The sequence below is a fragment of the Staphylococcus caprae genome (assembly GCF_003966625.1).
Lineage (GTDB): Bacteria > Bacillota > Bacilli > Staphylococcales > Staphylococcaceae > Staphylococcus > Staphylococcus caprae.
In genome coordinates, this window is record NZ_AP018587.1 from 2,463,038 (window position 1) to 2,488,673 (window position 25,636).

Annotated in this window: 15 protein-coding genes, 1 tRNA gene, 3 rRNA genes and 1 other RNA gene; all 20 read right to left on the reverse strand. The window is 38.5% G+C overall.

Annotated features, from left to right (window positions below; all coding sequences use genetic code 11):
* The gene (locus tag JMUB898_RS11935; protein WP_126502010.1) at positions 1–804 is read right to left on the reverse strand and encodes a PSP1 domain-containing protein; all 804 of its coding nucleotides are present in this window, start codon (positions 802–804) and stop codon (positions 1–3) included.
* Between the two features lies 1 nt (position 805).
* A complete protein-coding gene (locus JMUB898_RS11940; RefSeq protein ID WP_002445715.1) occupies positions 806–1,732 on the reverse strand; it encodes a hypothetical protein in 927 nt (308 codons plus the stop codon).
* 315 nt (positions 1,733–2,047) lie between these two features.
* Positions 2,048–2,377: a cyclic-di-AMP receptor gene (locus JMUB898_RS11945; protein WP_002445716.1), complete on the reverse strand. Its 330-nt coding sequence runs from the start codon at positions 2,375–2,377 to the stop codon at positions 2,048–2,050.
* A gap of 28 nt (positions 2,378–2,405) precedes the next feature.
* On the reverse strand, positions 2,406–3,023 hold the full coding sequence (gene tmk / locus JMUB898_RS11950) for a dTMP kinase (protein WP_037541882.1): 618 nt from the start codon (positions 3,021–3,023) through the stop codon (positions 2,406–2,408).
* A gap of 1 nt (position 3,024) precedes the next feature.
* Positions 3,025–4,359 (reverse strand): Orn/Lys/Arg family decarboxylase, encoded by a 1,335-nt coding sequence (locus tag JMUB898_RS11955; protein WP_037541883.1) that lies wholly within the window; start codon positions 4,357–4,359, stop codon positions 3,025–3,027.
* Positions 4,360–4,395: 36 nt separating this feature from the next.
* Positions 4,396–4,923: a GNAT family N-acetyltransferase gene (locus tag JMUB898_RS11960; RefSeq protein WP_002445719.1), complete on the reverse strand. Its 528-nt coding sequence runs from the start codon at positions 4,921–4,923 to the stop codon at positions 4,396–4,398.
* Between the two features lie 765 nt (positions 4,924–5,688).
* Positions 5,689–5,803 (reverse strand): 5S ribosomal RNA (gene rrf, locus JMUB898_RS11965).
* A gap of 69 nt (positions 5,804–5,872) precedes the next feature.
* A 23S ribosomal RNA gene (locus tag JMUB898_RS11970) occupies positions 5,873–8,794 on the reverse strand.
* Positions 8,795–9,060: 266 nt separating this feature from the next.
* Positions 9,061–10,611: ribosomal RNA gene (locus tag JMUB898_RS11975) — 16S ribosomal RNA — on the reverse strand.
* Together the 16S, 23S and 5S rRNA genes form the textbook arrangement of a ribosomal RNA operon.
* 804 nt (positions 10,612–11,415) lie before the next feature.
* Positions 11,416–12,012: a recombination mediator RecR gene (gene recR, locus JMUB898_RS11980; protein ID WP_002445269.1), complete on the reverse strand. Its 597-nt coding sequence runs from the start codon at positions 12,010–12,012 to the stop codon at positions 11,416–11,418.
* Positions 12,013–12,018: 6 nt separating this feature from the next.
* Complete coding sequence (locus JMUB898_RS11985) at positions 12,019–12,336, reverse strand: YbaB/EbfC family nucleoid-associated protein (RefSeq protein ID WP_002434018.1); 318 nt, start codon at positions 12,334–12,336, stop codon at positions 12,019–12,021.
* An 87-nt stretch (positions 12,337–12,423) separates the two neighbouring features.
* Positions 12,424–14,130, reverse strand: a complete 1,707-nt coding sequence (gene dnaX / locus JMUB898_RS11990) for a DNA polymerase III subunit gamma/tau (RefSeq protein WP_037541800.1) — start codon at positions 14,128–14,130, stop codon at positions 12,424–12,426.
* 70 nt (positions 14,131–14,200) lie between these two features.
* Positions 14,201–14,731 (reverse strand): GNAT family N-acetyltransferase, encoded by a 531-nt coding sequence (locus tag JMUB898_RS11995; protein ID WP_037541799.1) that lies wholly within the window; start codon positions 14,729–14,731, stop codon positions 14,201–14,203.
* 201 nt (positions 14,732–14,932) lie between these two features.
* An RNA gene (gene ffs, locus JMUB898_RS12000) (signal recognition particle sRNA large type) lies at positions 14,933–15,202 on the reverse strand.
* Positions 15,203–15,323: 121 nt separating this feature from the next.
* On the reverse strand, positions 15,324–16,043 hold the full coding sequence (gene treR, locus JMUB898_RS12005) for a trehalose operon repressor (protein WP_002445264.1): 720 nt from the start codon (positions 16,041–16,043) through the stop codon (positions 15,324–15,326).
* A gap of 22 nt (positions 16,044–16,065) precedes the next feature.
* Positions 16,066–17,700, reverse strand: a complete 1,635-nt coding sequence (gene treC / locus JMUB898_RS12010; protein WP_037541798.1) for an alpha,alpha-phosphotrehalase — start codon at positions 17,698–17,700, stop codon at positions 16,066–16,068.
* A 32-nt stretch (positions 17,701–17,732) separates the two neighbouring features.
* Positions 17,733–19,184 carry a PTS system trehalose-specific EIIBC component gene (treP, locus tag JMUB898_RS12015; RefSeq protein WP_002445261.1) on the reverse strand — a complete coding sequence of 484 codons (1,452 nt, stop codon included), beginning with the start codon at positions 19,182–19,184 and terminating at the stop codon, positions 17,733–17,735.
* A gap of 179 nt (positions 19,185–19,363) precedes the next feature.
* Positions 19,364–19,456, reverse strand: a tRNA-Ser gene (locus tag JMUB898_RS12020).
* A gap of 61 nt (positions 19,457–19,517) precedes the next feature.
* Positions 19,518–20,981 (reverse strand): glutamate synthase subunit beta, encoded by a 1,464-nt coding sequence (locus JMUB898_RS12025; protein WP_002445259.1) that lies wholly within the window; start codon positions 20,979–20,981, stop codon positions 19,518–19,520.
* Positions 20,982–21,002: 21 nt separating this feature from the next.
* Positions 21,003–25,499: a glutamate synthase large subunit gene (gene gltB, locus JMUB898_RS12030; RefSeq protein WP_002445257.1), complete on the reverse strand. Its 4,497-nt coding sequence runs from the start codon at positions 25,497–25,499 to the stop codon at positions 21,003–21,005.
* Positions 25,500–25,636: the final 137 nt, after the last annotated feature.

A 25,636-nucleotide genomic window follows, 5' to 3' on the forward strand; every position in this document is an offset into this window, starting at 1 on the left:
TTAGTTCATTGCTTCAATTTCTTCCATCTTATATTCTAGTGGTTGTTCAAGACCTTCTATTTTTACTTGCATAGAAATATCTAAAATATTTAATCCAATTACCTTTCCACTGCCATCAGGTGTTTGTACTGAAGCACCTACGTCTGGCAACTGCGCTCTTGCTTCTTCATAGTGGTCATTTTCATACTTAAGACAACACATTAAGCGACCACAAGCACCTGATATTTTAGTTGGATTTAATGATAAGTTTTGATCTTTTGCCATCTTAATTGATACAGGTTCAAAATCTCCTAAGAAAGTAGAACAGCAAAGCGAACGTCCACATGGACCTATGCCACCCAATAACTTCGCTTCATCTCTTACCCCAATTTGACGTAATTCAATTCTAGTTTTTAAATTTTGAGCCAATACCTTTACTAATTTACGAAAATCTATTCGATCATCTGCCGTAAAATTAAAGATAACTTTTGACTTATCTAATGTATACTCACAATTAACTAGACGCATGTCCAAATTTTGATTTTTAACAACTTTCTTACATAATTCTAATGCTTGCTCAGCGTCACGCTCATTATTATAATACTGTTCCTCGTCTTCTTCATTGACTATTCGAATGATTTCCTTTAAAGGTAAAGTCACATCACCATCAGCGACATCTTTCGGTGGAAACTTTACCAAACCTATTTCAATGCCTCTTTTGGACTCAACGACAACTCTGTCGCCAACATTCACATCTAGCTGATTAGGCGCATAATATTCCGATTTCCCTGCCTTTTGAAACTGAACACCTACAACATTTGGCATTTTATCTCACACCTCTTATAACTATTTGTTCAAATACGAGTGTTGGATTAACGTTTTGATTCAATTTTTTGTGTGCTTCTGTAATTTGATCATACATCAGAACCATTTGGTTAAACGTTAAACTTTCCGCATATTTTTTCATTTCAACACTCAAATCACTATAGATAAAATGATTTTCTATATTCACTTTTGCATGCATCATATCTTCGAAAAATCCATTGACAGCAGCTAATGTTAACAATTGTAATTTACGATTTTTAGCTTGTTTAAGCAAGTCTATAATGCCAATTAAAGCCATTGATTTATTTGATAAGATTAATTCACACCAACGAATAATTGATTTTCTTAAGGAAGTTAAATCATATTCTTCATTTAATGCTACTGCTGTTTCAACTTGAGTCGTATGTGTACTTACCATTTCTGCTACAGGTCTCGTTAGAGATGCTTCAACTAATCTCTCAATAAACTGCTCTCTATCAATGGGTTTAAAATAAACATGCTGACATCTAGAATGTATCGTATCTAAAATCTGTTCAGGTTTCGTAGATAGTAAAATCGCAATTGTATTCTTCGGTGGTTCCTCTAAAAATTTTAATATACTATTTTCACCTTGAACAGTTAATTTTTCAAATTCTTCAATAATGTACACTTTATAATTACCTTCTATAGGTAATTGATTCATATGATGTACAAGTTGTTCAATTTGTTCTTTCTTTATCGTATTTTCATCTGAGGAAACATACAGAAAGTCAGGATGATTAAACGTATCAACTTTCAGTTCACATTGATGATTTTCATCACATAAAATCAATTTCGCAAAGTTGACAGCCACATGTTTCATTGATTGTGCATCATCACCTTCAAATAAATAAGCATGTGACAATTTATTTGAATGATACGCATGAGCTAACTGTTGTTGTTCATCCATGATTTACTACTCCCTCTTTTAATTCTTATATAAAAAAGGCTACTCAAACCATAGCTTTAGACTGTAGACATGTTTCTTCAATCAAAATGACTCGATAAGCATCCTTCACTTGACTGCAAATGACAACGAATTTCAATGCTACAACTGAAAGGATAAAAATCATAATTATGAATCAATATGCCATCAATCTTAAACTACATTTAAAGCAGCCCAACATTGTAAAATAATTGCTGTTTTTCTGAAATGAATCTATTTTTAGTCGCTAAAAGTCAGTTCTATACTTATGTAGAAGACGTAGCGACAACTCAACGTTCATTAAAATTGGTGAAATGCTTCAATTGGCATAACAAATACTGTTGCGCCACCCACTTCAACCTCAACTGGGTATGGAATATATGAATCTGCACTTCCACCCATAGGCGTAATAGGAGAAACAAGCTGTTCTCTATTACCACAAGTGTTATCAATTACAGATAGTATTTCATCGACACGTTCATCATTAACACCGCATAAGAATGTAGTGTTACCTGCTCTTAAAAATCCACCTGTAGTTGCTAATTTTGTTGCTCTAAAATTATTTTTTACGAGTTGGTCTGAAAGTTCTTGACTATCTTGATCTTGGACGATCGCTATAATCATCTTCATTTTTATAACACCTCTTCTTGATATTATATCACAAATTTTTTAAATATTTGATGATAGATTGGTACGCTTCTTCGACTACATTTTCCAAATTCTGATTTGCATTCACTTTAACAAATCGTTCTGGATTTCCTTCTATCACTTTATGATAACCTTCTATCACTTTTTCATGGAATGCCTTATCTTCTTGGTCTAAACGGTTTTGATCACGATTATTTTTGAGAATTCGTTGGCGTCCAACTTCAGCGCTAACGTCTAAATAAATCGTTAAATCGGGATACAATCCATTAATTGCAAATTCATTTAAAGTTTGAACTTCTTCAATACCTATACCCCTTGCATAACCTTGATAAGCTAAAGAACTATCAATATATCTATCACACAGAACAATTTTTCCATCTTTTAAAGCTGGGATAACTTTTTCAACGAGATGTTCACGTCTTGATGCTGCAAATAACATTGCTTCAGTGCGAATATCCATGTTATCTCCATCTAATACGACACGACGAATTTCTTCTCCGGTAGGTACGCCACCTGGTTCACGTGTAGTAATAACATCAAAGTCCTCAGCTAATTTTTGACTTACTTTTGTGATTACAGAAGTTTTGCCTGCGCCCTCAGGCCCTTCAAATGTTATAAAAGCTGACATTTTATTCATCCTTAACTAATATTTTTTTATCCTTCAAACCTTCTACTTTAATACCTAAGTTTGAATAATATTGTAATAATTTTATCATATGTATTGTAATAAGTTCTCCTCTAAACATTACTGGAATTCCAGGAGGATAAGGTACAATATGTTGTGCTAATATTTCATTTTCTGCTTGTTCTATTGCTATTTCTTTTGTTTTTGGAAAATGAATTGCCTGATACTCACTCGTCTCCAACATCAAATTCGCTGCTTTAGTATATGACTCTCTTTTTTCAGGAAGAGGTATGGCATGAATTCTAGCTTTCAATAATTCAAATGGAAATGCATCATCATGATGCCACAATGGTAATATAAATAAAACTTGATATTCATCCGCAAGTTCAACATAAATATGTTGCTTTTCAAACCATTGCTGGACTTCATATCCTTTAAAACCATCATAACTTATTATTAATTTTAAAGGATCTTCAGGCTCTCCAACATTAAAACCTTTCATTTTGAGTACGTCTATGAATGTTTTTCTTTTTTCAAAGAACAGTTCCGATTCAAATTCTTCATAAAACGACTGGGCATATTCTAAACTAGACATCACAAGGTAAGAAGGACTTGAAGTTTGAAAATATGTTAAATACTCAATAATTTGTGTGCGTAATGGTGCATCTTTGTGTATAAACAAAACGGAACCCATTGTTAAAGCTGGCAACGTTTTATGGTATGACTGAACCACATAATCTGCCCCAAAATTCATCGCAGATTTTGGGAAACCTTTCAAATCAAAGTGTGCACCATGTGCTTCATCAACCAACACTGGAACATCATCGTCATGTAAGTTACTAATGAAATGGCCAACATCAAATATCTCTCCATAGTAATTGGGGTATGTACATATGCCTAATTTGTAATCTTCAACCGGACCATCGATGACAGGCTCTACATATTGGTTTGTTAAACGACTTTGAGTCATAGCTGTAAATGTAGCATGCGCTTTCGTTAAATCTAGACCATGAAAGACTGATTTATGAACATTTCGACTTATAAGATATCGACCTTTCTCACTGGAAAATGCCTGTATCACAGCAAGTATGCCTGAAGTCGTACCATTAACAAGTAGAAATGCATCATAATCCTCATGTTTGCTAAATTGAGACATACTCTCTAAAATAATGTCTTCAGGATGGTGCATATCATCAAGTCCTGTGATTTCTGTCATATCCATATTCAACTTTAATTGATTCAACTTACCGATTGTCATGTTTTTATGACCTGGCACATGCATAGAAATTGCGTCATTATTAAGCAATTCTTGGAGTTTATTTGTAATTGGTTTATTCATTTTAGTCACTCTTTTCAATTCCATCAATTTAGCATTTTATCGTATATGCGATAAATCATCATCATGTTTATTAATCCAATTTCTCTTTAACAGTCCCATCACATAACAATCTCTATACTCTCCTCTTGTATAGAAATGTTCTTTCAATGTACCTTCAATTTCAAAGTTATTACTTTTATATATGTGTACCGCTTTTTCATTTTTAATATCTACATATAAATAGACTTTATTCATATTTAACACTAAAAACGCATAATCAATTGCCATTTTGAATGCTTTTTTAGCATAACCACGATTCGCATACTGAGGATCTATAATAATTAAAACTTCGCATGTTCGATGTATAAAGTTGATTTCCAATAATTCTACTACACCTATGGATATTGAATCCTCCTCAACAATGAAACGTCTTTCAGATTCATCCAAAATATGTTTTTTATATAAATTTTCTAATTCACTTAAGGATTGGTAAGGTTCTTCAAACCAATAAGACATGATTGAATACTCGTTATTTAAATTGTGAACAAAACGCAAATCTGTTTCCTCTAGCGCTCTAATAATCATATAAATGCTCCTCTAATTTAATACTCATTTAATACTAGTGTATTAAAAAAGCACAAAATTCTCTAATACTTCACTAATATTAGATAAATTTGTGCTTATTCGAAGGAAATAATTTTGTTTCTATAGATAATCGCCTACTTTTCTTTAGAAGTAAGCCGGGCTACCATTTGGCGCTAAGGTGCTTCCTCTGCTTGAGTCAAGCGTTCGCATCTTTCTTCATTCGCGTCTCTCGCTGACTCATTTAGCTCGACTAAACTCGTGGCGCTCGTTCCTTAATTCATCAGCTTCAATCGCTTTCTCTTCGCAGAAAATTATTCTTTCTCCATAGCTAATAGACTACGAACCTGTGGGGCGCCGATTGCTTTTTAGACATAAAAAAAGAGACCTTTCGGTCTCGATTCGGCTCATCGCATCCATACGATTTAATTGCCTGGCAATTATTTCAGTGGTTCTTAATGGCTTTATGCCATTAAGTAAGAAAAATTAAGGATTAACACCCTTATTTTTCTTTAGAAGTAAGTCGGGCTACCATCTGGCGCTAAGGCGCTTCCTCTGCTTGAGTCAAGCATTCGCATCTTTCTTCATTCGCGTCTCTCGCTGACTCATTTAGCTCGACTAAACTCGTGGCGCTCGTTCCTTAATTCATCAGCTTCAATCGCTTTCTCTTCGCAGAGAATCATTCTTTCTCCATAACTAATAGACTACGTACCTTCGGGGCGCCGATTGTTTTAGACATAAAAAAAGAGACCTTTCGGTCTCTAGATTGCCTGGCAACGTCCTACTCTAGCGGGACGTAAGCCCGACTACCATCGGCGCTAAGGAGCTTAACTTCTGTGTTCGGCATGGGAACAGGTGTGACCTCCTTGCCATTGTCACCAGACAAGTGAATGAATTGTACATTCAAAACTAGATAGTAAGTAATGATTTTGCGTCACAAAACGTTTTAAAATTGATTAAGTCTTCGATCGATTAGTATTCGTCAGCTCCACGTGTCGCCACGCTTCCACCTCGAACCTATTAACCTCGTCATCTTCGAGGGATCTTATAACCGAAGTTGGGAAATCTCATCTTGAGGGGGGCTTCATGCTTAGATGCTTTCAGCACTTATCCCGTCCATACATAGCTACCCAGCTATGCCGTTGGCACGACAACTGGTACACCAGAGGTATGTCCATCCCGGTCCTCTCGTACTAAGGACAGCTCCTCTCAAATTTCCTACGCCCACGACGGATAGGGACCGAACTGTCTCACGACGTTCTGAACCCAGCTCGCGTACCGCTTTAATGGGCGAACAGCCCAACCCTTGGGACCGACTACAGCCCCAGGATGCGATGAGCCGACATCGAGGTGCCAAACCTCCCCGTCGATGTGAACTCTTGGGGGAGATAAGCCTGTTATCCCCGGGGTAGCTTTTATCCGTTGAGCGATGGCCCTTCCATGCGGAACCACCGGATCACTAAGTCCGTCTTTCGACCCTGCTCGACTTGTAGGTCTCGCAGTCAAGCTCCCTTATGCCTTTACACTCTGTGAATGATTTCCAACCATTCTGAGGGAACCTTTGAGCGCCTCCGTTACCTTTTAGGAGGCGACCGCCCCAGTCAAACTGCCCGCCTGACACTGTCTCCCACCACGATAAGTGGTGCGGGTTAGAAAGCCAACACAGCTAGGGTAGTATCCCACCAACGCCTCCACGTAAGCTAGCGCTCACGTTTCAATGGCTCCTACCTATCCTGTACAAGCTGTGCCGAATTTCAATATCAGGCTACAGTAAAGCTCCACGGGGTCTTTCCGTCCTGTCGCGGGTAACCTGCATCTTCACAGGTACTATGATTTCACCGAGTCTCTCGTTGAGACAGTGCCCAAATCGTTACGCCTTTCGTGCGGGTCGGAACTTACCCGACAAGGAATTTCGCTACCTTAGGACCGTTATAGTTACGGCCGCCGTTTACTGGGGCTTCGATTCGTAGCTTCGCAGAAGCTAACCACTCCTCTTAACCTTCCAGCACCGGGCAGGCGTCAGCCCCTATACATCACCTTACGGTTTAGCAGAGACCTGTGTTTTTGATAAACAGTCGCTTGGGCCTATTCACTGCGGCTCTTCTGGGCGTGAACCCTAAAGAGCACCCCTTCTCCCGAAGTTACGGGGTCATTTTGCCGAGTTCCTTAACGAGAGTTCGCTCGCTCACCTTAGAATTCTCATCTTGACTACCTGTGTCGGTTTGCGGTACGGGCACCTGTTATCTATCTAGAGGCTTTTCTCGGCAGTGTGAAATCAACGACTCGAGGAAACAATTTCCTCTCCCCATCACAGCTCAGCCTTACGAGTGCCGGATTTGCCTAACACTCAGCCTTACTGCTTGGACGTGCACTCCAACAGCACGCTTCGCCTATCCTACTGCGTCCCCCCATCGATTAAAACGATACTAGGTGGTACAGGAATATCAACCTGTTATCCATCGCCTACGCCTGTCGGCCTCAGCTTAGGACCCGACTAACCCAGAGCGGACGAGCCTTCCTCTGGAAACCTTAGTCAATCGGTGGACGGGATTCTCACCCGTCTTTCGCTACTCACACCGGCATTCTCACTTCTAAGCGCTCCACATGTCCTTGCGATCATGCTTCAACGCCCTTAGAACGCTCTCCTACCATTGTCCTACGGACAATCCACAGCTTCGGTAATATGTTTAGCCCCGGTACATTTTCGGCGCAGTGTCACTCGACTAGTGAGCTATTACGCACTCTTTAAATGATGGCTGCTTCTAAGCCAACATCCTAGTTGTCTGGGTAACGCCACATCCTTTTCCACTTAACATATATTTTGGGACCTTAGCTGGTGGTCTGGGCTGTTTCCCTTTCGAACACGGACCTTATCACCCATGTTCTGACTCCCAAGTTAAATTGATTGGCATTCGGAGTTTGTCTGAATTCGGTAACCCGAGAGGGGCCCCTCGTCCAAACAGTGCTCTACCTCCAATAATCATCACTTGAGGCTAGCCCTAAAGCTATTTCGGAGAGAACCAGCTATCTCCAAGTTCGATTGGAATTTCTCCGCTACCCTCAGTTCATCCGCTCACTTTTCAACGTAAGTCGGTTCGGTCCTCCATTCAGTGTTACCTGAACTTCAACCTGACCAAGGGTAGATCACCTGGTTTCGGGTCTACGACCAAATACTCAACGCCCTATTCAGACTCGCTTTCGCTACGGCTCCACATTCGCTGCTTAACCTTGCATCAGATCGTAACTCGCCGGTTCATTCTACAAAAGGCACGCCATCACCCATTAACGGGCTCTGACTACTTGTAAGCACACGGTTTCAAGTTCTCTTTCACTCCCCTTCCGGGGTACTTTTCACCTTTCCCTCACGGTACTGGTTCACTATCGGTCACTAGAGAGTATTTAGCCTTAGGAGATGGTCCTCCTAGATTCCGACGGAATTTCACGTGCTCCGTCGTACTCAGGATCCACTCAAGAGAGAATATGTTTTCGACTACAGGATTTTTACCTTCTTTGATTCATCTTTCCAGATGATTCGTCTAACATGTTCTTTTGTAACTCCGTATAGAGTGTCCTACAACCCCAACAAGCAAGCTTGTTGGTTTGGGCTCTTCCCGTTTCGCTCGCCGCTACTCAGGGAATCGATTTTTCTTTCTCTTCCTCCGGGTACTAAGATGTTTCAGTTCTCCGGGTCTGCCTTCTGACATGCTATGAATTCACATGTCGATAACATGACATCACTCATGTTGGGTTCCCCCATTCGGAAATCTCTGGATCAACGCTTACTTACAGCTACCCAAAGCATATCGTCGTTAGTAACGTCCTTCTTCGGCTTCTAGTGCCAAGGCATCCACCGTGCGCCTTTAATAACTTAATCTTTAAGATATGTTATTAATCTGTGAGTGTTCTTTCGAACACTAGCGATTATTTTATGAATTCAAGCTTATTTAAAACTCTATTCACTCGGTTTTGCTTGGTAAAATCTAATTTACTTACTTATCTAGTTTTCAATGTACAATATGAATTATTTAGTCAATTCTTTAAATAATTTTGTTTGAATGTTAATAAACATTCAAAACTGAATACAATATGTCACGTTATTCCTTTTCATCTTCGTAGAAGATGTTCCGAATATATCCTTAGAAAGGAGGTGATCCAGCCGCACCTTCCGATACGGCTACCTTGTTACGACTTCACCCCAATCATTTGTCCCACCTTCGACGGCTAGCTCCAAAAGGTTACTCCACCGGCTTCGGGTGTTACAAACTCTCGTGGTGTGACGGGCGGTGTGTACAAGACCCGGGAACGTATTCACCGTGGCATGCTGATCCACGATTACTAGCGATTCCAGCTTCATGTAGTCGAGTTGCAGACTACAATCCGAACTGAGAACAACTTTATGGGATTTGCTTGACCTCGCGGTTTCGCCACCCTTTGTATTGTCCATTGTAGCACGTGTGTAGCCCAAATCATAAGGGGCATGATGATTTGACGTCATCCCCACCTTCCTCCGGTTTGTCACCGGCAGTCAACTTAGAGTGCCCAACTTAATGATGGCAACTAAGCTTAAGGGTTGCGCTCGTTGCGGGACTTAACCCAACATCTCACGACACGAGCTGACGACAACCATGCACCACCTGTCACTCTGTCCCCCGAAGGGGAAAACTCTATCTCTAGAGGGGTCAGAGGATGTCAAGATTTGGTAAGGTTCTTCGCGTTGCTTCGAATTAAACCACATGCTCCACCGCTTGTGCGGGTCCCCGTCAATTCCTTTGAGTTTCAACCTTGCGGTCGTACTCCCCAGGCGGAGTGCTTAATGCGTTAGCTGCAGCACTAAGGGGCGGAAACCCCCTAACACTTAGCACTCATCGTTTACGGCGTGGACTACCAGGGTATCTAATCCTGTTTGATCCCCACGCTTTCGCACATCAGCGTCAGTTACAGACCAGAAAGTCGCCTTCGCCACTGGTGTTCCTCCATATCTCTGCGCATTTCACCGCTACACATGGAATTCCACTTTCCTCTTCTGCACTCAAGTTTTCCAGTTTCCAATGACCCTCCACGGTTGAGCCGTGGGCTTTCACATCAGACTTAAAAAACCGCCTACGCGCGCTTTACGCCCAATAATTCCGGATAACGCTTGCCACCTACGTATTACCGCGGCTGCTGGCACGTAGTTAGCCGTGGCTTTCTGATTAGGTACCGTCAAGACGTGCATAGTTACTTACACATTTGTTCTTCCCTAATAACAGAGTTTTACGATCCGAAGACCTTCATCACTCACGCGGCGTTGCTCCGTCAGGCTTTCGCCCATTGCGGAAGATTCCCTACTGCTGCCTCCCGTAGGAGTCTGGACCGTGTCTCAGTTCCAGTGTGGCCGATCACCCTCTCAGGTCGGCTACGCATCGTTGCCTTGGTAAGCCGTTACCTTACCAACTAGCTAATGCGGCGCGGATCCATCTATAAGTGACAGCAAGACCGTCTTTCACTGTTGAACCATGCGGTTCAACATATTATCCGGTATTAGCTCCGGTTTCCCGAAGTTATCCCAGTCTTATAGGTAGGTTATCCACGTGTTACTCACCCGTCCGCCGCTAACGTCGGAGGAGCAAGCTCCTCGTCTGTTCGCTCGACTTGCATGTATTAGGCACGCCGCCAGCGTTCATCCTGAGCCAGGATCAAACTCTCCATAAAAAATTATGATGTTTGATTAGCTCATAAATACTAAATAGTTTGTAACTTTCGTTACTGTTTGTTTGGAATTAACGTTGACATATTGTCATTCAGTTTTCAATGTTCATTTTTCTTACCGACAAGAATTAATTATACTCTTTTGAAAAGTTGAAGTCAACAACTTTTTATAATTAATTTTAATGTCTGTTTAAGATTTCAGTTGATTTGTTTCGCTCAACAAATAAATACTATACAGGCTTTAGAGCTTTTTAACAACGGTAAAATTTACACTAGCTTAACAATTCTAAAACATCCAAACTCCAATATCCGAACTTAAAATACAAAATAAAGATTTAATAATCGCCTTTCCCTTTTAAAATTTGCTTTGCCACAATTCATAGATGCACTAGCTCCTTCATTTCACAAACTTTAACTTTTTTTAAAAGTTTTTTCAATTTATTTAGAATCTACCCTCAATACCAAACTTTTTGTACTCTGCAACAGCGTTCGATGACTTTCCATACTTACATCCTCACACTTTTTCTATCAAATATCCTATTCCCTACTCAAATTCCTTTCCTCAAATAAAAAAGAAGCTGGGACATAATTAATCGTCTCAGCTTTCTTTAACATATTGGCAGTAGATGTCTGAATTAAAAGTGCGCTTATATCAAGCTTCTTTTAATCCTAGCCATCCTTGCCGGCGGGGCCCCAACACAGAGAATTTCTTAAAAAGAAATTCTACAAACAATGCAAGTTGGGAGAGGGACAACGAAAATAATTTTGCTAAATTATATTTCTGTCCCACTCCCTTTCAAATTCAATCTACATTTCAGTTCTTCCAGCAATGGCTTTAGATAATGTCACTTCATCTGCATACTCTAAATCTCCACCTACGGATAAACCTTGTGCTAAGCGTGTAACTTTGATTCCAATTGGTTTCACTAACCTTGAAATATACATAGCAGTTGACTCGCCTTCTAAATTCGGATTCATTGCTAAGATCAATTCTTTAACTTCATCACTTTTCAGGCGCTCAACTAACGCTGGAATATTAATATCTTCAGGTCCAATGCCATCCATTGGCGATATCGAACCATGTAACACATGATATAGACCTTTGTACTCGCGCATTTTTTCCATTGCAATAACGTCTTTATCATCTTCAACTACACAAACCACTGATCGATCGCGTTGTTTATCTTCACAAATGTAGCAAGGGTCATTTTCAGTGATATGACCACAAACGCTACAATACGTAAGTTCTCGCTTTACGTCTACTAACGATTTAGCAAACTGAACAACATCGTCTTCTTTCATATCTAAAGTATGAAAAGCCAGACGTTGAGCCGTCTTAGGACCAATGCCTGGCAGTTTCATAAAACTGTCTATAAGTTTAGAAATAGGTTCTGGATAATGCATTATTTATCACATTCCAGGGATGTTTAAGCCTTGAGTATGTTTACCTAAACGTTCTTGAGTTAACTCATCAGCTTTGTTCATCGCTTCGTTTGTAGCAGCTAATACTAAATCTTGAAGCATTTCTACGTCATCTGGATCTACTGCTTCTTCTTTAATTTCTACATCTACCACTTCTTTATGACCAGTCACTGTTACAGTAACCATGCCACCGCCTGCTGTTCCGGCAACACGTTCTTCTTTTAATTTTTCTTGTTCCTGAGCCATTTTCTTTTGCATTTTTTGCATTTGTTTCATCATTTGTTGCATATTTCCGCCACCGCGCATAATATCATTTCCTCCTTGAAATTAAACAGTCTCATTAATAAATCGCTTTTATTACATTATACATACGAATATATTGCTTGTCATGTATCAGTCTTCGTCTATCATATGTACTGTTTCCTCACCAAATAAATCTTTAGCTTTTTGTGCTACATCAACTTGTTTTGGTTGGTGTTCTTCTCCAGATTCACTACTATTATCACCGTTTGAATTACGATTTTGTAAATATTCTGCTCTTACTCTGAGCCATTGATCTGAGGGAACACCTACGACTTTAACAGATTTATCTACTATATTACATACAACACTCTCTATATTATTACGTTTTTCATCATCTTTATTAACGATTTCACAATGAATTTCTTCTTCAAATTTAACTAACACGTGGTCTTCGCTAGCTGCGACAGGTTCTGAGTTTTGCAACAGACTCACTAATGATTTTTTATCATTGCTTTTCGCATGGTCAATCACTTCTTGCCAGTGATCTTTCAACAATTTGATATCTTCTTTATTCGCTTTGTCTAGTACTTTTGCTATTTGTTGCATTGAAAATGCATTTTTAGAGCGTTGAACAGTACGTGTAGGTTTCTTAGGTTGTTGTGTTTGACCTCCGTTTGGAACACCTTGTGCTTTCAGTGTTTTTAATTCATTTTCAAGCTGTTCCATACGCTGAAGCAATACATCATTATCAGGTTCTGTCGCTACAGTCGTCGTTGCTACATTCTGAACAGTTTGTGGTTGTGCTTTAATCATTTCAGCAAGTTTGACTAATAATACCTCAAAGTGAACATTCTGATTCACACTAAATCTTATAGAAACTAAGGTGTCATTAATAATATCAATCATGCGATAAAGCATATCCAGTTCGAAATCGATGAGGGCATCAAATTCAATCGTTTCATTCGATGTTTTATTCATAATCGTATCTCTAACAAAATAAATCATGTCGTTGATGAGACGATTCACTTCTTTACCTTCAGATATAAAGTGATGATATCTACCGAAAGCTGCTTTTACATCTCCATTGACCACATCTTTAAATAGTTCGTTTAACGCCGCTTCATCAACACTTCCTGTCACATTTAATGCATCTTGCAATGTTAACTTTTCCTCTCCAAAGGCAATCGCTTGGTCCATGATACTCAGTGCATCACGCATGCCACCTTCTGAAGCCTTTGCAATAAATTCTAACGCCGCTTCATCATAGTCCAACGATTGAGAGTCTGCTACGAATTTCAAACGGTCTACAATTTGATCCATGCTAATTGCTTTAAAATCAAAACGTTGTGCTCTCGAAATAATCGTAGGAGGAATTTTATGTGGTTCAGTCGTTGCAAGAATAAAAATTGCATGTGCCGGAGGTTCTTCAAGCGTTTTAAGCAACGCATTAAACGCCCCAGTCGTTAACATGTGAACCTCATCAATAATATATACTTTATATTTAGACTCACTTGGTGCATATTTGACTTTATCTCTAATATTTCTAATCTCATCTACACCATTATTACTCGCAGCATCTATTTCAATGACGTCAGAATTGGTACCTTGAGTAATTCCTCTACAAATCTCACATTCATTACAAGGTTCTCCATCATCACTGTTAAGACAATTAATTGCCTTTGCAAACACCTTTGCGATACTCGTTTTCCCAGTTCCTCTGGGTCCACTGAAAATGTACGCATGGGATTGTTTCCCTTTGGATATCGCATTACGTAACGTTTTAGTGACATGTGTTTGTCCAACGACATCATCAAAACTTTGCGGTCTATACATTCGATACAAAGCTTGGTAATCCACTGTAGCACCTCCATTAACAATTACTCACCATTATATCATGCTCGTCACTTTTCTTTTCAATGAAAATAAATTATTTCAACACTTCAGGAAGTTCTACTGTCATACCAGAAAAACGTTCTCCATTTGAATTTAGGAATTTAACATACAAATCGTGTTCTTTCTGTTCTTCATCTATGCCAATATCGAATTGTTGAGCATCTTTATAATCTAGATTTTCAAAATAATCCGTATCACATAAAACAAAAATCGCCTCATAGCCTTGCGCTTTAGCGCGTTCCTCTACCGCTTGAATCAGCGCTTTACCTAAACCTTGTTTACGTACCTCTGAATTGACCGATAATGCACCTATTGCAAGAGCAGTTTGTTTATCATTTTGTGAGGTCAGCGTGATTTCTGCTAATAATACATGCCCTACGACCTCATTTGACTCATTTTTAGCAATGACTTCCAACTCATAATTGTAATTCTCAGACTTTCGAAGATTCTTAACACGTGCGCGCTCTTTCCAACTTGTTTCAGGATCTTGATCATAATTTCTTTCAATACTATCAAGGGATTTATCATAGTCAACTTCTGTTAACGTACTTAAAAAAATTTGCATGTCTCCTCCAAGATTCATATGAATTCATCAATTTATTTTTATCGTTTATCACTCAATATTTTTCATCGTCATTTAGTTTATTTCGGTATAACCTTAACAAATTATGTGAAATTAATCCATTTAATAAAAAAAGAGCGACTTCATCATATGATAAGCCACTCTTTCATCTATATCTTATTTGCTTTAATCTCAAAATAAAAACCATGCACCTTTGTATCGAACGCATATCATAAACGTAACCGAAGTCGACAGCTAAATCTCGGCTACCCTACGGCACATATGAGGATCCACTTAATGCTGCTTCCGTCAGGACCTGACATGATTCATGGGTTCATATTGCATAGGACCGAAATCTTCAAACACTACGTGCTTCGGGCAGACTTCACAAAAATGCGCCCTCAACAAAGGAATTAAGTCTCGCATAAAGCGGATTTCGAGTACAGGGAACCGCTACCTCCCCACCTAGCACGGTAAGATTTATAATACTATAATTTCGCATCGATTTGCAAGCGTAAAAATTTCATCTTCATCTCACAATACGCTTTTACATACATTTAAAATTGCATTAATGATCCAGTCATCACGTCACTTTTTATCGTCTTCTAGAAAACTCTTTAAACTTAAAATCAGTCGCAATATGCTTCGAAATATTGTACTGGAAACATGTCGTGTCTTTAAGATAAACATGACTTCTAACAGTAGCTGTATACGGCGTAAGTTGGTTTCCAAATATTTTATATTCTATAGAAGAAAAAGGTTCAAATGTAATCGATTTACTTGAATAACTAATATTCAAATTTAAATCCTTTTCTAAGTACGCATATATTGAATCTTTGGCTATATCATCAGAAATATCATCAACTACAGTTTTTAAGAAAAAGTCTTCGTCAAAAATCTTCACTTGATTATTTATGCGACGTGTTCTTTGAATATGAATCAATTCTTCTCTTTCAGCAATCTTCAATTCTCTTTGAACATTAGGGTATTCACGTGCTTTTACCACTTCATTCACAATGACTTCTGTCTGATAATTAAGGCCTAATCGCTCTTTTATTTCTTTAAAACTGATCAAGTCAGTAAATGGAAATTCGGTGATTTCTTGAAAAATAACGATCGAACCTTTACCACGCATTTTTTGAATCATTCCATCTCGTTCAAGCAAATTTAATGCTTTTCTGACGGTCTCACGAGAGGCATTATAAGTGGCAACTAAATCATGTTCGGAAGGTAATTGATCACCATAATTTAAATCTTGCGATAAAATATTATTTTTTAAATCTTCATAAATCATTAGGAACTTATTTCGCTTCATGAACATGCCTCATTCACTATCATTAATGTGTTTCGATGACAATCGCCCCGAAACCTGATATTTCGTCATTCGTTATTGTACCATTTTGAATAATGATATCTCCTTCAGTATCTAAATCTCTTGGAATCATCACCGCTTCTTTTGAAAAGTTTGCAATCACAAGCCACGATTTAGATTGATAATTACGACGGTAAATAAAAAGTTGATCATGTGTCATATATAAAGGCGTAATATCTCCATAAGTGAGAATGTCGTGGTTATGACGCAAATCAATCAAGCGACGATACATGTGAAATACTGAATGATCATCTTCAATTGCTTGTTCAACATTCACCTCTTTATAATTCGGAGCAATATCAATCCATGGTTGCCCACTTGTAAAACCGGAAGCCTCTCCATTCGTCCATTGCATAGGTGTGCGTGAATTATCTCTCGATTTTTGATCGAGAATTTTCAAAATATAATCTTCCGAATAGCCCTTACGCTTCAACTCTTGAAAGGCATTTAAAGACTCAACATCTCGATATTGATTCATCATTGAAAAATGAGGGTTCGTCATTCCTATCTCTTCACCTTGATAAATGTAAGGTGTCCCTTGAAGCATATGCAATGCAATTGCCAAAGTTTTCGCACTAGCTTGACGTAATTCCTCATTAGAATCATCACCAAATCTGGATACTACTCTAGGTTGATCATGGTTACACCAAAATATTGCATTCCAACCTCCACCTTGATGAATACCTAATTGCCATTCCATCAAAATATTTTTTAACTGGTGAAAATCGTAGTCAGCATAAGTCCATTTGTCTCCATTTTCATAGTCCACCTTTAAATGATGAAAATTAAAAACGCTGCTTAATTCTTGTCTTTCAGGTTTAGTATACTTAATGCAATGATCGATTGTCGTAGAAGACATCTCTCCTACAGTCATCAAATCTTTACCTCCAAATGTATGACGGTTTAACTCATTTAAATAGTCGTGAACACGTGGACCATCTGTATAAAACTCTTTTCCGATTTTAGGTGAATCTTTAAACGCACCTTTCGATATAAGATTAATAACGTCAAATCTAAAACCATCTACACCGAAATCAATCCAGTAATTAACAATTTTATGTAATTCTCGTCTTACTTCAGGGTTGTCCCAATTTAAATCAGCTTGAGAAACATCAAATAAATGCAGGTAATATTCATCCGTTTTATCATCATATTGCCATGCATTTCCACCAAATTTAGACTCCCAATTCGTCGGTGGGCCATCGTTTGATTCTCTAAAGAAATAATAATCTCTATACGGACTATCTTTTGAACGCATAGCTTCCTTAAACCATTCATGATGTGTCGACGTATGATTAATTACAATGTCTAACATAATTTTTAAATCTCGTTGATGCGCTTCCGCAACTAGTCGCTTAAAGTCTTCAATTGTTCCAAACTGTTCATTAATTTTAAAATAATTACTAATATCATATCCGTTGTCGTTCATCGGAGATTCATAGATTGGTGTAAGCCATAAATAATCCACACCCAAATATTTTAAATAGTCTAGTTTCTCAATGATGCCATTTAAATCTCCTTCACCATTGCCAGTCGTATCATTGAATGATTTAGGGTAAATTTGATAGACAACTGATTTTCTCCAATCATTTTGCGCCATACTTTCCCACCTCATATCTATTTTTTTAAAGCTTACTCACTTTCTTTTTCTGCTTCTGGTTCATCTACTATTTCTTTAGCTTCTTGTTTACTCCATTTTGATAGGAAAATGGTTACAAAAAATGGAATAATGACCGCTGCAAGTGTGACAATGCCATAGACTAGCCAATATTCTTTTTGTATTGAAATGATAGCTGGTACACCACCGACGCCTACTTTTCCTAGAACCTGATTTGCACCAATCACGGCACCTAACACGCATGAAGTTGAAATCGCTGCGATAAATGGATATTTCAATGGTAAATTGACTCCAAACATAGCTGGTTCAGTCACACCTAGCATACCCGAAACACCTGACGTTAAAGCTAAACCTTGTTCTTTAGCCATCTTACGGCGTTTATAGACATACCATGCCCCAAACGCTGCAGAACCTTGACAAATATTAGAAATCGCTACGATTGGCCATAAATAAGTACCACCTAGTTTACTGCCCATCAATTGGAAATCCACAGCTAAGAACATATGGTGTAATCCTGTAATGACAAGAGGCGCATAAACTAAGCCATAAATTGCTCCTCCAAGCCAACCAGCATGCTCAAACACAAATGTAACTGTATTCGTAATTCCAGTACCAATGATTAATGCGACGGGGCCAATAACGATAAACGCTAAGAATCCAGTAACAAGTAAGGCAACTGGCCCAACAACTAGCATTTTAATCGAATCATGTACGACTTTGTTTAAAACCTTTTCAATCTTAGCTAAGACAAATGTCGCGATAAGTACAGGTAACACTTGACCTTGATAATTAAGCTGTTTGATATGCAATCCGAAAATATCCCAAGTCGGTATTTTAGTTTTCCCAATATCATACTGAGACACAAGTTGCGGATTCATTAAGATTAAACCAAGCACTAATCCAAGAATCGGACTACCGCCAAATACTCTCATACTACTCCAACCAATTAAGGCCGGTAGGAAAATAAAGGCCGTATTAGCAATTACATTAATGATATTCGAAATATCAGCGATTTGAGGATACATTTCAATTAATGATTTAGCACCAAATAGCCCCTTCATGGTGAGAATATTATTAATTCCCATAAGCAAACCAGCTGTAACAATAGCCGGTAGTATTGGAATAAAAATGTCTCCCAACAATTTAATTAAACGTTGCAGCGGATTACCTTTTTGTGCTGCCGCATTTTTAGCGTCATCTTTAGAAGACGCTTCTACACCTGTTTCTTCAACAAATTGTTTGTATACTTCATCTACTGTACCAGGACCAATGACAATTTGATATTGGTGGTCTGCTTTGAATTGTCCCTTAACTAAAGGATTTTCACTTAATGCGTCTTTATCAACTTTACTGTCATCATTTAGCACGAGTCGTAAACGTGTCACACAATGTGTTGCTTTGTCTATATTGTGCTTTCCTCCAATTGCTTCAACAATGGCTTTTACATCGTTTCTTTTTACAGCCATGGGCTTCACTCCCTTAATTTCTTATAGAGAGTATAACTTGTCTATACAAGTTATGTAAAGGCTTACATGCCATTTTCAAAATATCGTCGATGGTATATTTGACAAAAATAAAAAAGGCAAATACTCATTAAGATAAGTACTTGCCTTTTGTATCTATTAGTCTTGGATTTTAATTCTAATGGCGGAGGAAGAGGGATTCGAACCCCCGCGGCCCGTTAAGGCCCTGTCGGTTTTCAAGACCGATCCCTTCAGCCGGACTTGGGTATTCCTCCAATGAACACAATAACAATCATATAATAGCGCTTATTAAAAGTCAATAAAATTATTTTGTGTCTACACTAGAACCTTTTTACTTAAATATTGGTCTACAGATTGAGCAACAGCACGTCCTTCTTTGATTGCCCATACTACTAAACTTTGACCGCGACGAGCATCTCCAGCCGCAAAGAATTTAGGGTGATTCGTTTGGAAATCTGTATCGTTTGCGACAATCTTATTACGTTCAGTTTTAATACCAAACGCATGAGGTATAGTTGTTTCAGTCCCTACGAACCCAATGGATAAGAGGACCAAATCAGCTGGCCAAAATCTCTCAGGGCCATCAGCCATTACCATGCCTTCTGGTGTTTCTTGTAATATTTGAGTATATAATCCTCGAACATTTCCAATGTTATCTACATCGTAACGCATCGTTTGCACACCATATGCTCTAGGCTCTTGACCAAATTTCGCTTCACATTCTTTATGCGCATAGTCCATTTTAAAAACTGGCATTGCTAAAGGCCATGACGTATTACTTTCAAACGTAATTTCTTCGGGTTGTTTGGTATACTTATTAAATTGAACAATAGATTTACAATTTTCACGTAAAGCTGTAGCAACACAGTCTGCACCAGTATCACCAGCACCTATAATAATCACGTTCTTATCTTTAGCCGTGATAGTGACTTCATCAATTTCACCATTTAGATACTGAGTTTGTTCAGTAAGGTAATCCATTGCAAAATGAATGCCAAAGCCCATACGTCCTTCTAAAGGTAAGTCTCTCGCATTTTGAGAACCTGTGCACAGAATAATAGCATCGAACATTTCTTCAAGTGTTTCTCTATCCATATCCACACCAATTTCAACGCCTGTTTTAAAAACAATGCCCGCTTCTTCCATCAATGCTATACGACGGCGTACAACATCCTTATCTAATTTCATATTAGGAATACCGTACATAAGTAGTCCACCTGGCTCATTCGCCTTTTCGAAGACGGTGACTTGATAACCTTTAATATTAAGCTCTTCAGCGGCTGTTAAACCAGCTGGTCCACTTCCAACAATCGCAACTTTTTGACCTTTGCTATCTTCGGGATACTTCGGTTGAACCCAGCCATTGTCATACGCTTCATCTATAATCGTTCGCTCAATACCTTTAATCGCAACAGATTCTCTATTAATTTTCATTACACATGAATTTTCACAAGGTGCAGGACACACACGTCCAGTAAATTCAGGGAAATTATTTGTCTCACTTAACCTTTCATAAGCCGACTTAAAGTCTTGATGGTATACTAAATCATTCCATTCCGGGATATAGTTACCGATAGGACAACCGATTGTTTCTCTTCCATAAGATAGACCGGTTTGACAAAATGGTGTACCACAATCCATGCAACGTGCACCTTGAATGGAGGCATCATCCTTAGAAAAACGCTGTTGAAACGCATCATGGTTAGAAAGACGGTCTACTAAAGACAATTCTGACAAAGACTGTTTGTTATATTTCATAAATCCTTTAAATTCGCCCATGATTTATCTTCCCCCACTTCTCTAATAAACTACTGCTGGGTGCAATGTTTCTTCAATACTTTCTCTATCATCGTAAAATGCTGCGAGCATCGCTTCATCTACACGTTCAAATTGTCGTTTTTGTAAATCAATTTTTTGCATCATCAATTGATAATCCTTTGGAATGACTTTAACTACGTATTGGCTCACATTTTCAAATTGATCTAAAATATCTCGTGCCTTTAGACTGCGCGTATGCTTATAATGTGCTTCAAGCATCTCTTTAATTAATGCTTTCTCCTCGTCATAATGCACACTGCTAAATGCTAGCGTTTCGAGCGCGTTATCCTTTTTGAATCGTTCAATATCTGAAGGGAAGATATAACTGACGCCACCACTCATACCTTGGCCAAAGTTCTTACCTACATCACCTAAAATAATGACATGTCCGCCAGTCATATACTCAAGACCATGATCTCCAATACCTTCAACAACAACATCAGCACCACTATTTCTAATACAGAAACGTTCTCCTGCTTTACCATTGATAAAGGCCTTACCTCTTGAAGCACCGTAAAAGCTCACATTACCAGCGATAATTTCATTTTCACGTGCTTCATTTGGAGCATTGACTATCACAGTTCCACCTGATAACCCTTTACCTACATAGTCGTTTGCATCACCAGTATGGTGAATAGTTAATCCACGTGGCGCATAAGCTGCGAGACTTTGACCAGCATGACCTTCAGTATAAGCAAATATTGTATCCTCTGGTAAGCCTTCTTCACCGTATTGTTTCGCGATGGCACTACCTGTAATCACTCCTACATCACGTTGTTCATTATTTACAACATAACTTCCTGTGAACGAATGACCATTCTCAATACTATGTTTAGCATCTGGATATAAATAATTTAAATCAAAACCAATATCTAAATGATGATCTTGTAATATTTGTTTTGTGTTAGGTCCTTCAGACTGCTCGATAAGGTTTTCAATTTGAATTGCAGCGGCTTTACTACCAGGTCTTAGTTGTGATGAACGTTGTAATAAGTCTGTTCTTCCTACCAAATCTTCAACAGTTTCTAATCCCAATGAAGCTAAAATTTCACGCAATTCTTCTGCAATAAAATACATAAAATTAACAACGTGTTGTGCTTTACCATTAAATAACGCACGTAAATCTTTGTTTTGCGTAGCAACTCCGACTGGACATGTATCGTTATGACACACGCGCATCATAATACATCCCAACACTACAAGTGGCGCAGTTGCAAATCCAAACTCTTCCGCTCCAAGCGCACAAGCGTACGCTACATCTTTACCAGTCAGCAACTTACCATCTGTTTCTAACTTCACACGACTACGTAAATCATTTAACTTCAACGTTTGATGTGTTTCAGCTAATCCAATTTCCCATGGTACACCTGCATGTTGAATGCTTGTCTTAGGCGAAGCCCCAGTTCCTCCGTCATAACCGCTAATGACGATTTTATCAGCGAATGCTTTCGCAACTCCCGAAGCAATCGTTCCTACACCCGTTTTCGATACAAGTTTAACTGCGATATCCGCTTCTTTATTTGCGTTCTTCAAATCATGTATCAATTGAGCTAAATCTTCAATTGAATAAATATCGTGATGTGGTGGCGGAGAAATCAATCCAATACCTGGTGTCGATCCTCTTGTTTCTGCTATCCATGGATACACTTTAGATCCTGGTAGTTGTCCACCTTCCCCTGGTTTAGCACCTTGCGCAACTTTAATCTGAATCTCTCTAGCATGTTGAAGATAATCACTTGTTACACCAAATCGTCCAGACGCAACTTGTTTAATCGCACTCGTCTTATTACTTCCATCCTTTTGAATTCCATATCTTGACGGGTCTTCTCCGCCTTCTCCACTATTACTTTTACCACCAATTTGATTCATAGCCTGCGCTAGAGTTTCATGTGCTTCAGCTGAAATTGAACCATAACTCATCGCGCCAGTGTTGAACCGTTTAACAATTTCACTCGCTGGCTCAACGCGACTAATATCAATCGGACGTTGCGTTTTAAACTCTAATAAATGTCGTATATGATCCGTACGTTGATGATTGACTGTCTCGGAAAATTCCTTAAACAACTCATAATCATTATCTCGACAAGCATGTTGTAGTAAGAAAATAGTACGAGGATTAAACGCATGATGTTGACCTTGTTGTCTCCATTGGAATGTACTTCCTGATTCAAGGTAGTCTGATGTATCACTCTGTCTTGCTTGATTTTCTTTATCGATTTGTTCAATACTAATACCTGATAATTTAGATTGCGTACCAGTAAAGTATTGATCGATGACCTTTTGAGATAAACCAACTGCTTCAAAAATTTGTGCCCCTTGATAACTTTGTACAGTGGAAATCCCCATTTTAGCCATCACTTTAATCACACCTTCAGATAGCACTTGCGTATAAGTTTCAACATTGTCGGTAACTGAACCTGCTAACTGACCTTTAAGTGTTAACTGTTCTACCGTACGCTGTGCTAAATAAGGCACTACTGCATTAGCTCCATAACCAAGTAAACATGCTACATGATGTACTTCTCTTGTTTCACCTGATTGCGCAACTAGGCTGGTTTCCATTCTTAACTCTTCACGGATTAATAATTGGTGGATATGACTTAATGCCAACAACATCGGCATCGCGAATCCTTCTTCAGATACAAGTGACTGGTCATCTAATACTAAGATTTTCGCACCAGACTTCACAGCTTCTATAGCTCTTTCACCAAGATCCTCTAATGCTGCCTCAAGACTTTCTGTATAAACTGTCGATAAATGAGTCACATTAAAACGTGATTGATCTATGGCTGCTAGTTGTGCTTCCGTAAGGACTGGTTTCTTCAATTGAATACGCTGTAAAGCCGTTTCATCAGGGTGAAGTAAATTCCCTTCAGCGCCTAAGTATGATAATTCACTTGTTACGATCTTTTCTCGATAGGCATCAATAGGCGGATTTGTTACTTGTGCGAATAATTGCTTGAAATAATTAAATAGTGATTCTGGTTTGTCATTGAGCACTGCTATCGGCGCATCGTACCCCATTGCACCAATCGGATCTTTCTTGCTTGTTACTAAATCTGCCATATACTTGTTTATATCTTCTTTTGTGTAAGCAAACTGCTTTTGCAGACGGAATAATGTAGACTCATCCCAATCAGAAGGCTCATATTTAACCTCTTCAAAGTGATTATCGATCTTACACTCCTCTAACCACTGTAAATAAGGTAATTCACTAGCAATATCAGCTTTCAAATCATTATTTTCTACAACTTTATTCTGTAAAAAGTCGACAAGAAGCAACTTTCCTGGGTTAAGTTGACCTTTGAAAGCAACGTTCTCCTCAGGTACATCAACAACACCCACTTCAGAAGAGAAAACGATGAAATTATCTTTAGTTATAGTGTAACGACCTGGTCGTAAACCGTTTCGGTCAGTAAGGGCACCAATTTTATCGCCATTACAAAATGAAATCATTGTAGGCCCGTCCCATGGTTCCATCAAATAGCTATAATATTCATAGAAAGCACGGACATTCTTATCATTAGACTTGTTGTATAACCACGGCTCTGGAATTAACAACATAGCAGCTTTTTCAGGTTCCATTGCTAGAGAAAGAAACTCGAGCGCATTATCCACAATTGCTGAGTCACTTCCATCCTCATCAACAATAAAGTGGACCTTATCCTTCTCATCGCCAAATAAAGTCTCAACTAACTTATTTTGACGTGCTCTCATCCAGTTTACATTACCTTTAATTGTATTAATTTCACCGTTGTGCATGAGCATACGGTTGGGATGCGCACGTTTCCAACTTGGAAATGTATTTGTACTAAATCTAGAGTGCACAAGCCCTAACTTCGACTGGAAATCTTCATTCTGTAGGTCTAAGTACAACCCTTTAATTTGATCTGAACGTAACCAACCTTTATATACAATTGTTCTTTTAGATAAACTTGTGAAATATAGTTCTAGAGATTGTTCTTCTCCATAACGCTCAATTTGCTTTCTAGCTAAATACAATTGTTTCTCAACGTTTTCAACACCTCTGATATCTAAAAATACTTGTTGAATATATGGCATTGTGTCTGCAACATGCTTAGCAATCGCATTTGTATCTACAGGCACATCTCGATATCCGATAACATTAAATCCTTCACTTTCAAAATATGAATTAAACACGGCTTCATGTGCTGAATCTTTTACTTTTTCTTTAGAAAAAAATAATCCCACGGCATAATGTCCTTCACCGGGAACTTTGATGTCAGTTAATTGGTCAAAAAACTTAAATGGAATTTCAGTCATTATACCGGCACCATCGCCAGTGATTCCGTCAGCTCCTACGCCACCTCTATGATCCAATCGTCGCAACATTTCTAGAGACTTTTCTATAATATCGTGAGATCTTTTATTATCCATATTGGCATAGAATCCAATACCACACGCATCATGTTCTTCACGATAATCATACAAACCCTTTTTTAATTTCTCATTGTACATGATGCACACTCCCTTATTAGAATTTTCTGACAATTTTAGTTTGATAATAATTACTATAATGTAATATATTTATCTGTTCAATATATAAATTAGATAAGACTCATCTAAAAATTAGAACAAATTCACATCATACTGCT

Coding starts and splice junctions, on each gene's coding strand:
- JMUB898_RS11995 (WP_037541799.1), bottom strand. CDS start 14,731: ATGCAAATTTTTTTAAGTACGTTAACAGAAGTTGACTATGATAAATCC.
- JMUB898_RS11940 (WP_002445715.1), bottom strand. CDS start 1,732: ATGGATGAACAACAACAGTTAGCTCATGCGTATCATTCAAATAAATTG.
- gltB (WP_002445257.1), bottom strand. CDS start 25,499: ATGTACAATGAGAAATTAAAAAAGGGTTTGTATGATTATCGTGAAGAA.
- JMUB898_RS11985 (WP_002434018.1), bottom strand. CDS start 12,336: ATGCGCGGTGGCGGAAATATGCAACAAATGATGAAACAAATGCAAAAA.
- JMUB898_RS11945 (WP_002445716.1), bottom strand. CDS start 2,377: ATGAAGATGATTATAGCGATCGTCCAAGATCAAGATAGTCAAGAACTT.
- treP (WP_002445261.1), bottom strand. CDS start 19,184: ATGGCTGTAAAAAGAAACGATGTAAAAGCCATTGTTGAAGCAATTGGA.
- JMUB898_RS12025 (WP_002445259.1), bottom strand. CDS start 20,981: ATGGGCGAATTTAAAGGATTTATGAAATATAACAAACAGTCTTTGTCA.
- treR (WP_002445264.1), bottom strand. CDS start 16,043: ATGAAGCGAAATAAGTTCCTAATGATTTATGAAGATTTAAAAAATAAT.
- JMUB898_RS11960 (WP_002445719.1), bottom strand. CDS start 4,923: ATGATTATTAGAGCGCTAGAGGAAACAGATTTGCGTTTTGTTCACAAT.
- tmk (WP_037541882.1), bottom strand. CDS start 3,023: ATGTCAGCTTTTATAACATTTGAAGGGCCTGAGGGCGCAGGCAAAACT.
- JMUB898_RS11955 (WP_037541883.1), bottom strand. CDS start 4,359: ATGAATAAACCAATTACAAATAAACTCCAAGAATTGCTTAATAATGAC.
- recR (WP_002445269.1), bottom strand. CDS start 12,012: ATGCATTATCCAGAACCTATTTCTAAACTTATAGACAGTTTTATGAAA.
- JMUB898_RS11935 (WP_126502010.1), bottom strand. CDS start 804: ATGCCAAATGTTGTAGGTGTTCAGTTTCAAAAGGCAGGGAAATCGGAA.
- treC (WP_037541798.1), bottom strand. CDS start 17,700: ATGGCGCAAAATGATTGGAGAAAATCAGTTGTCTATCAAATTTACCCT.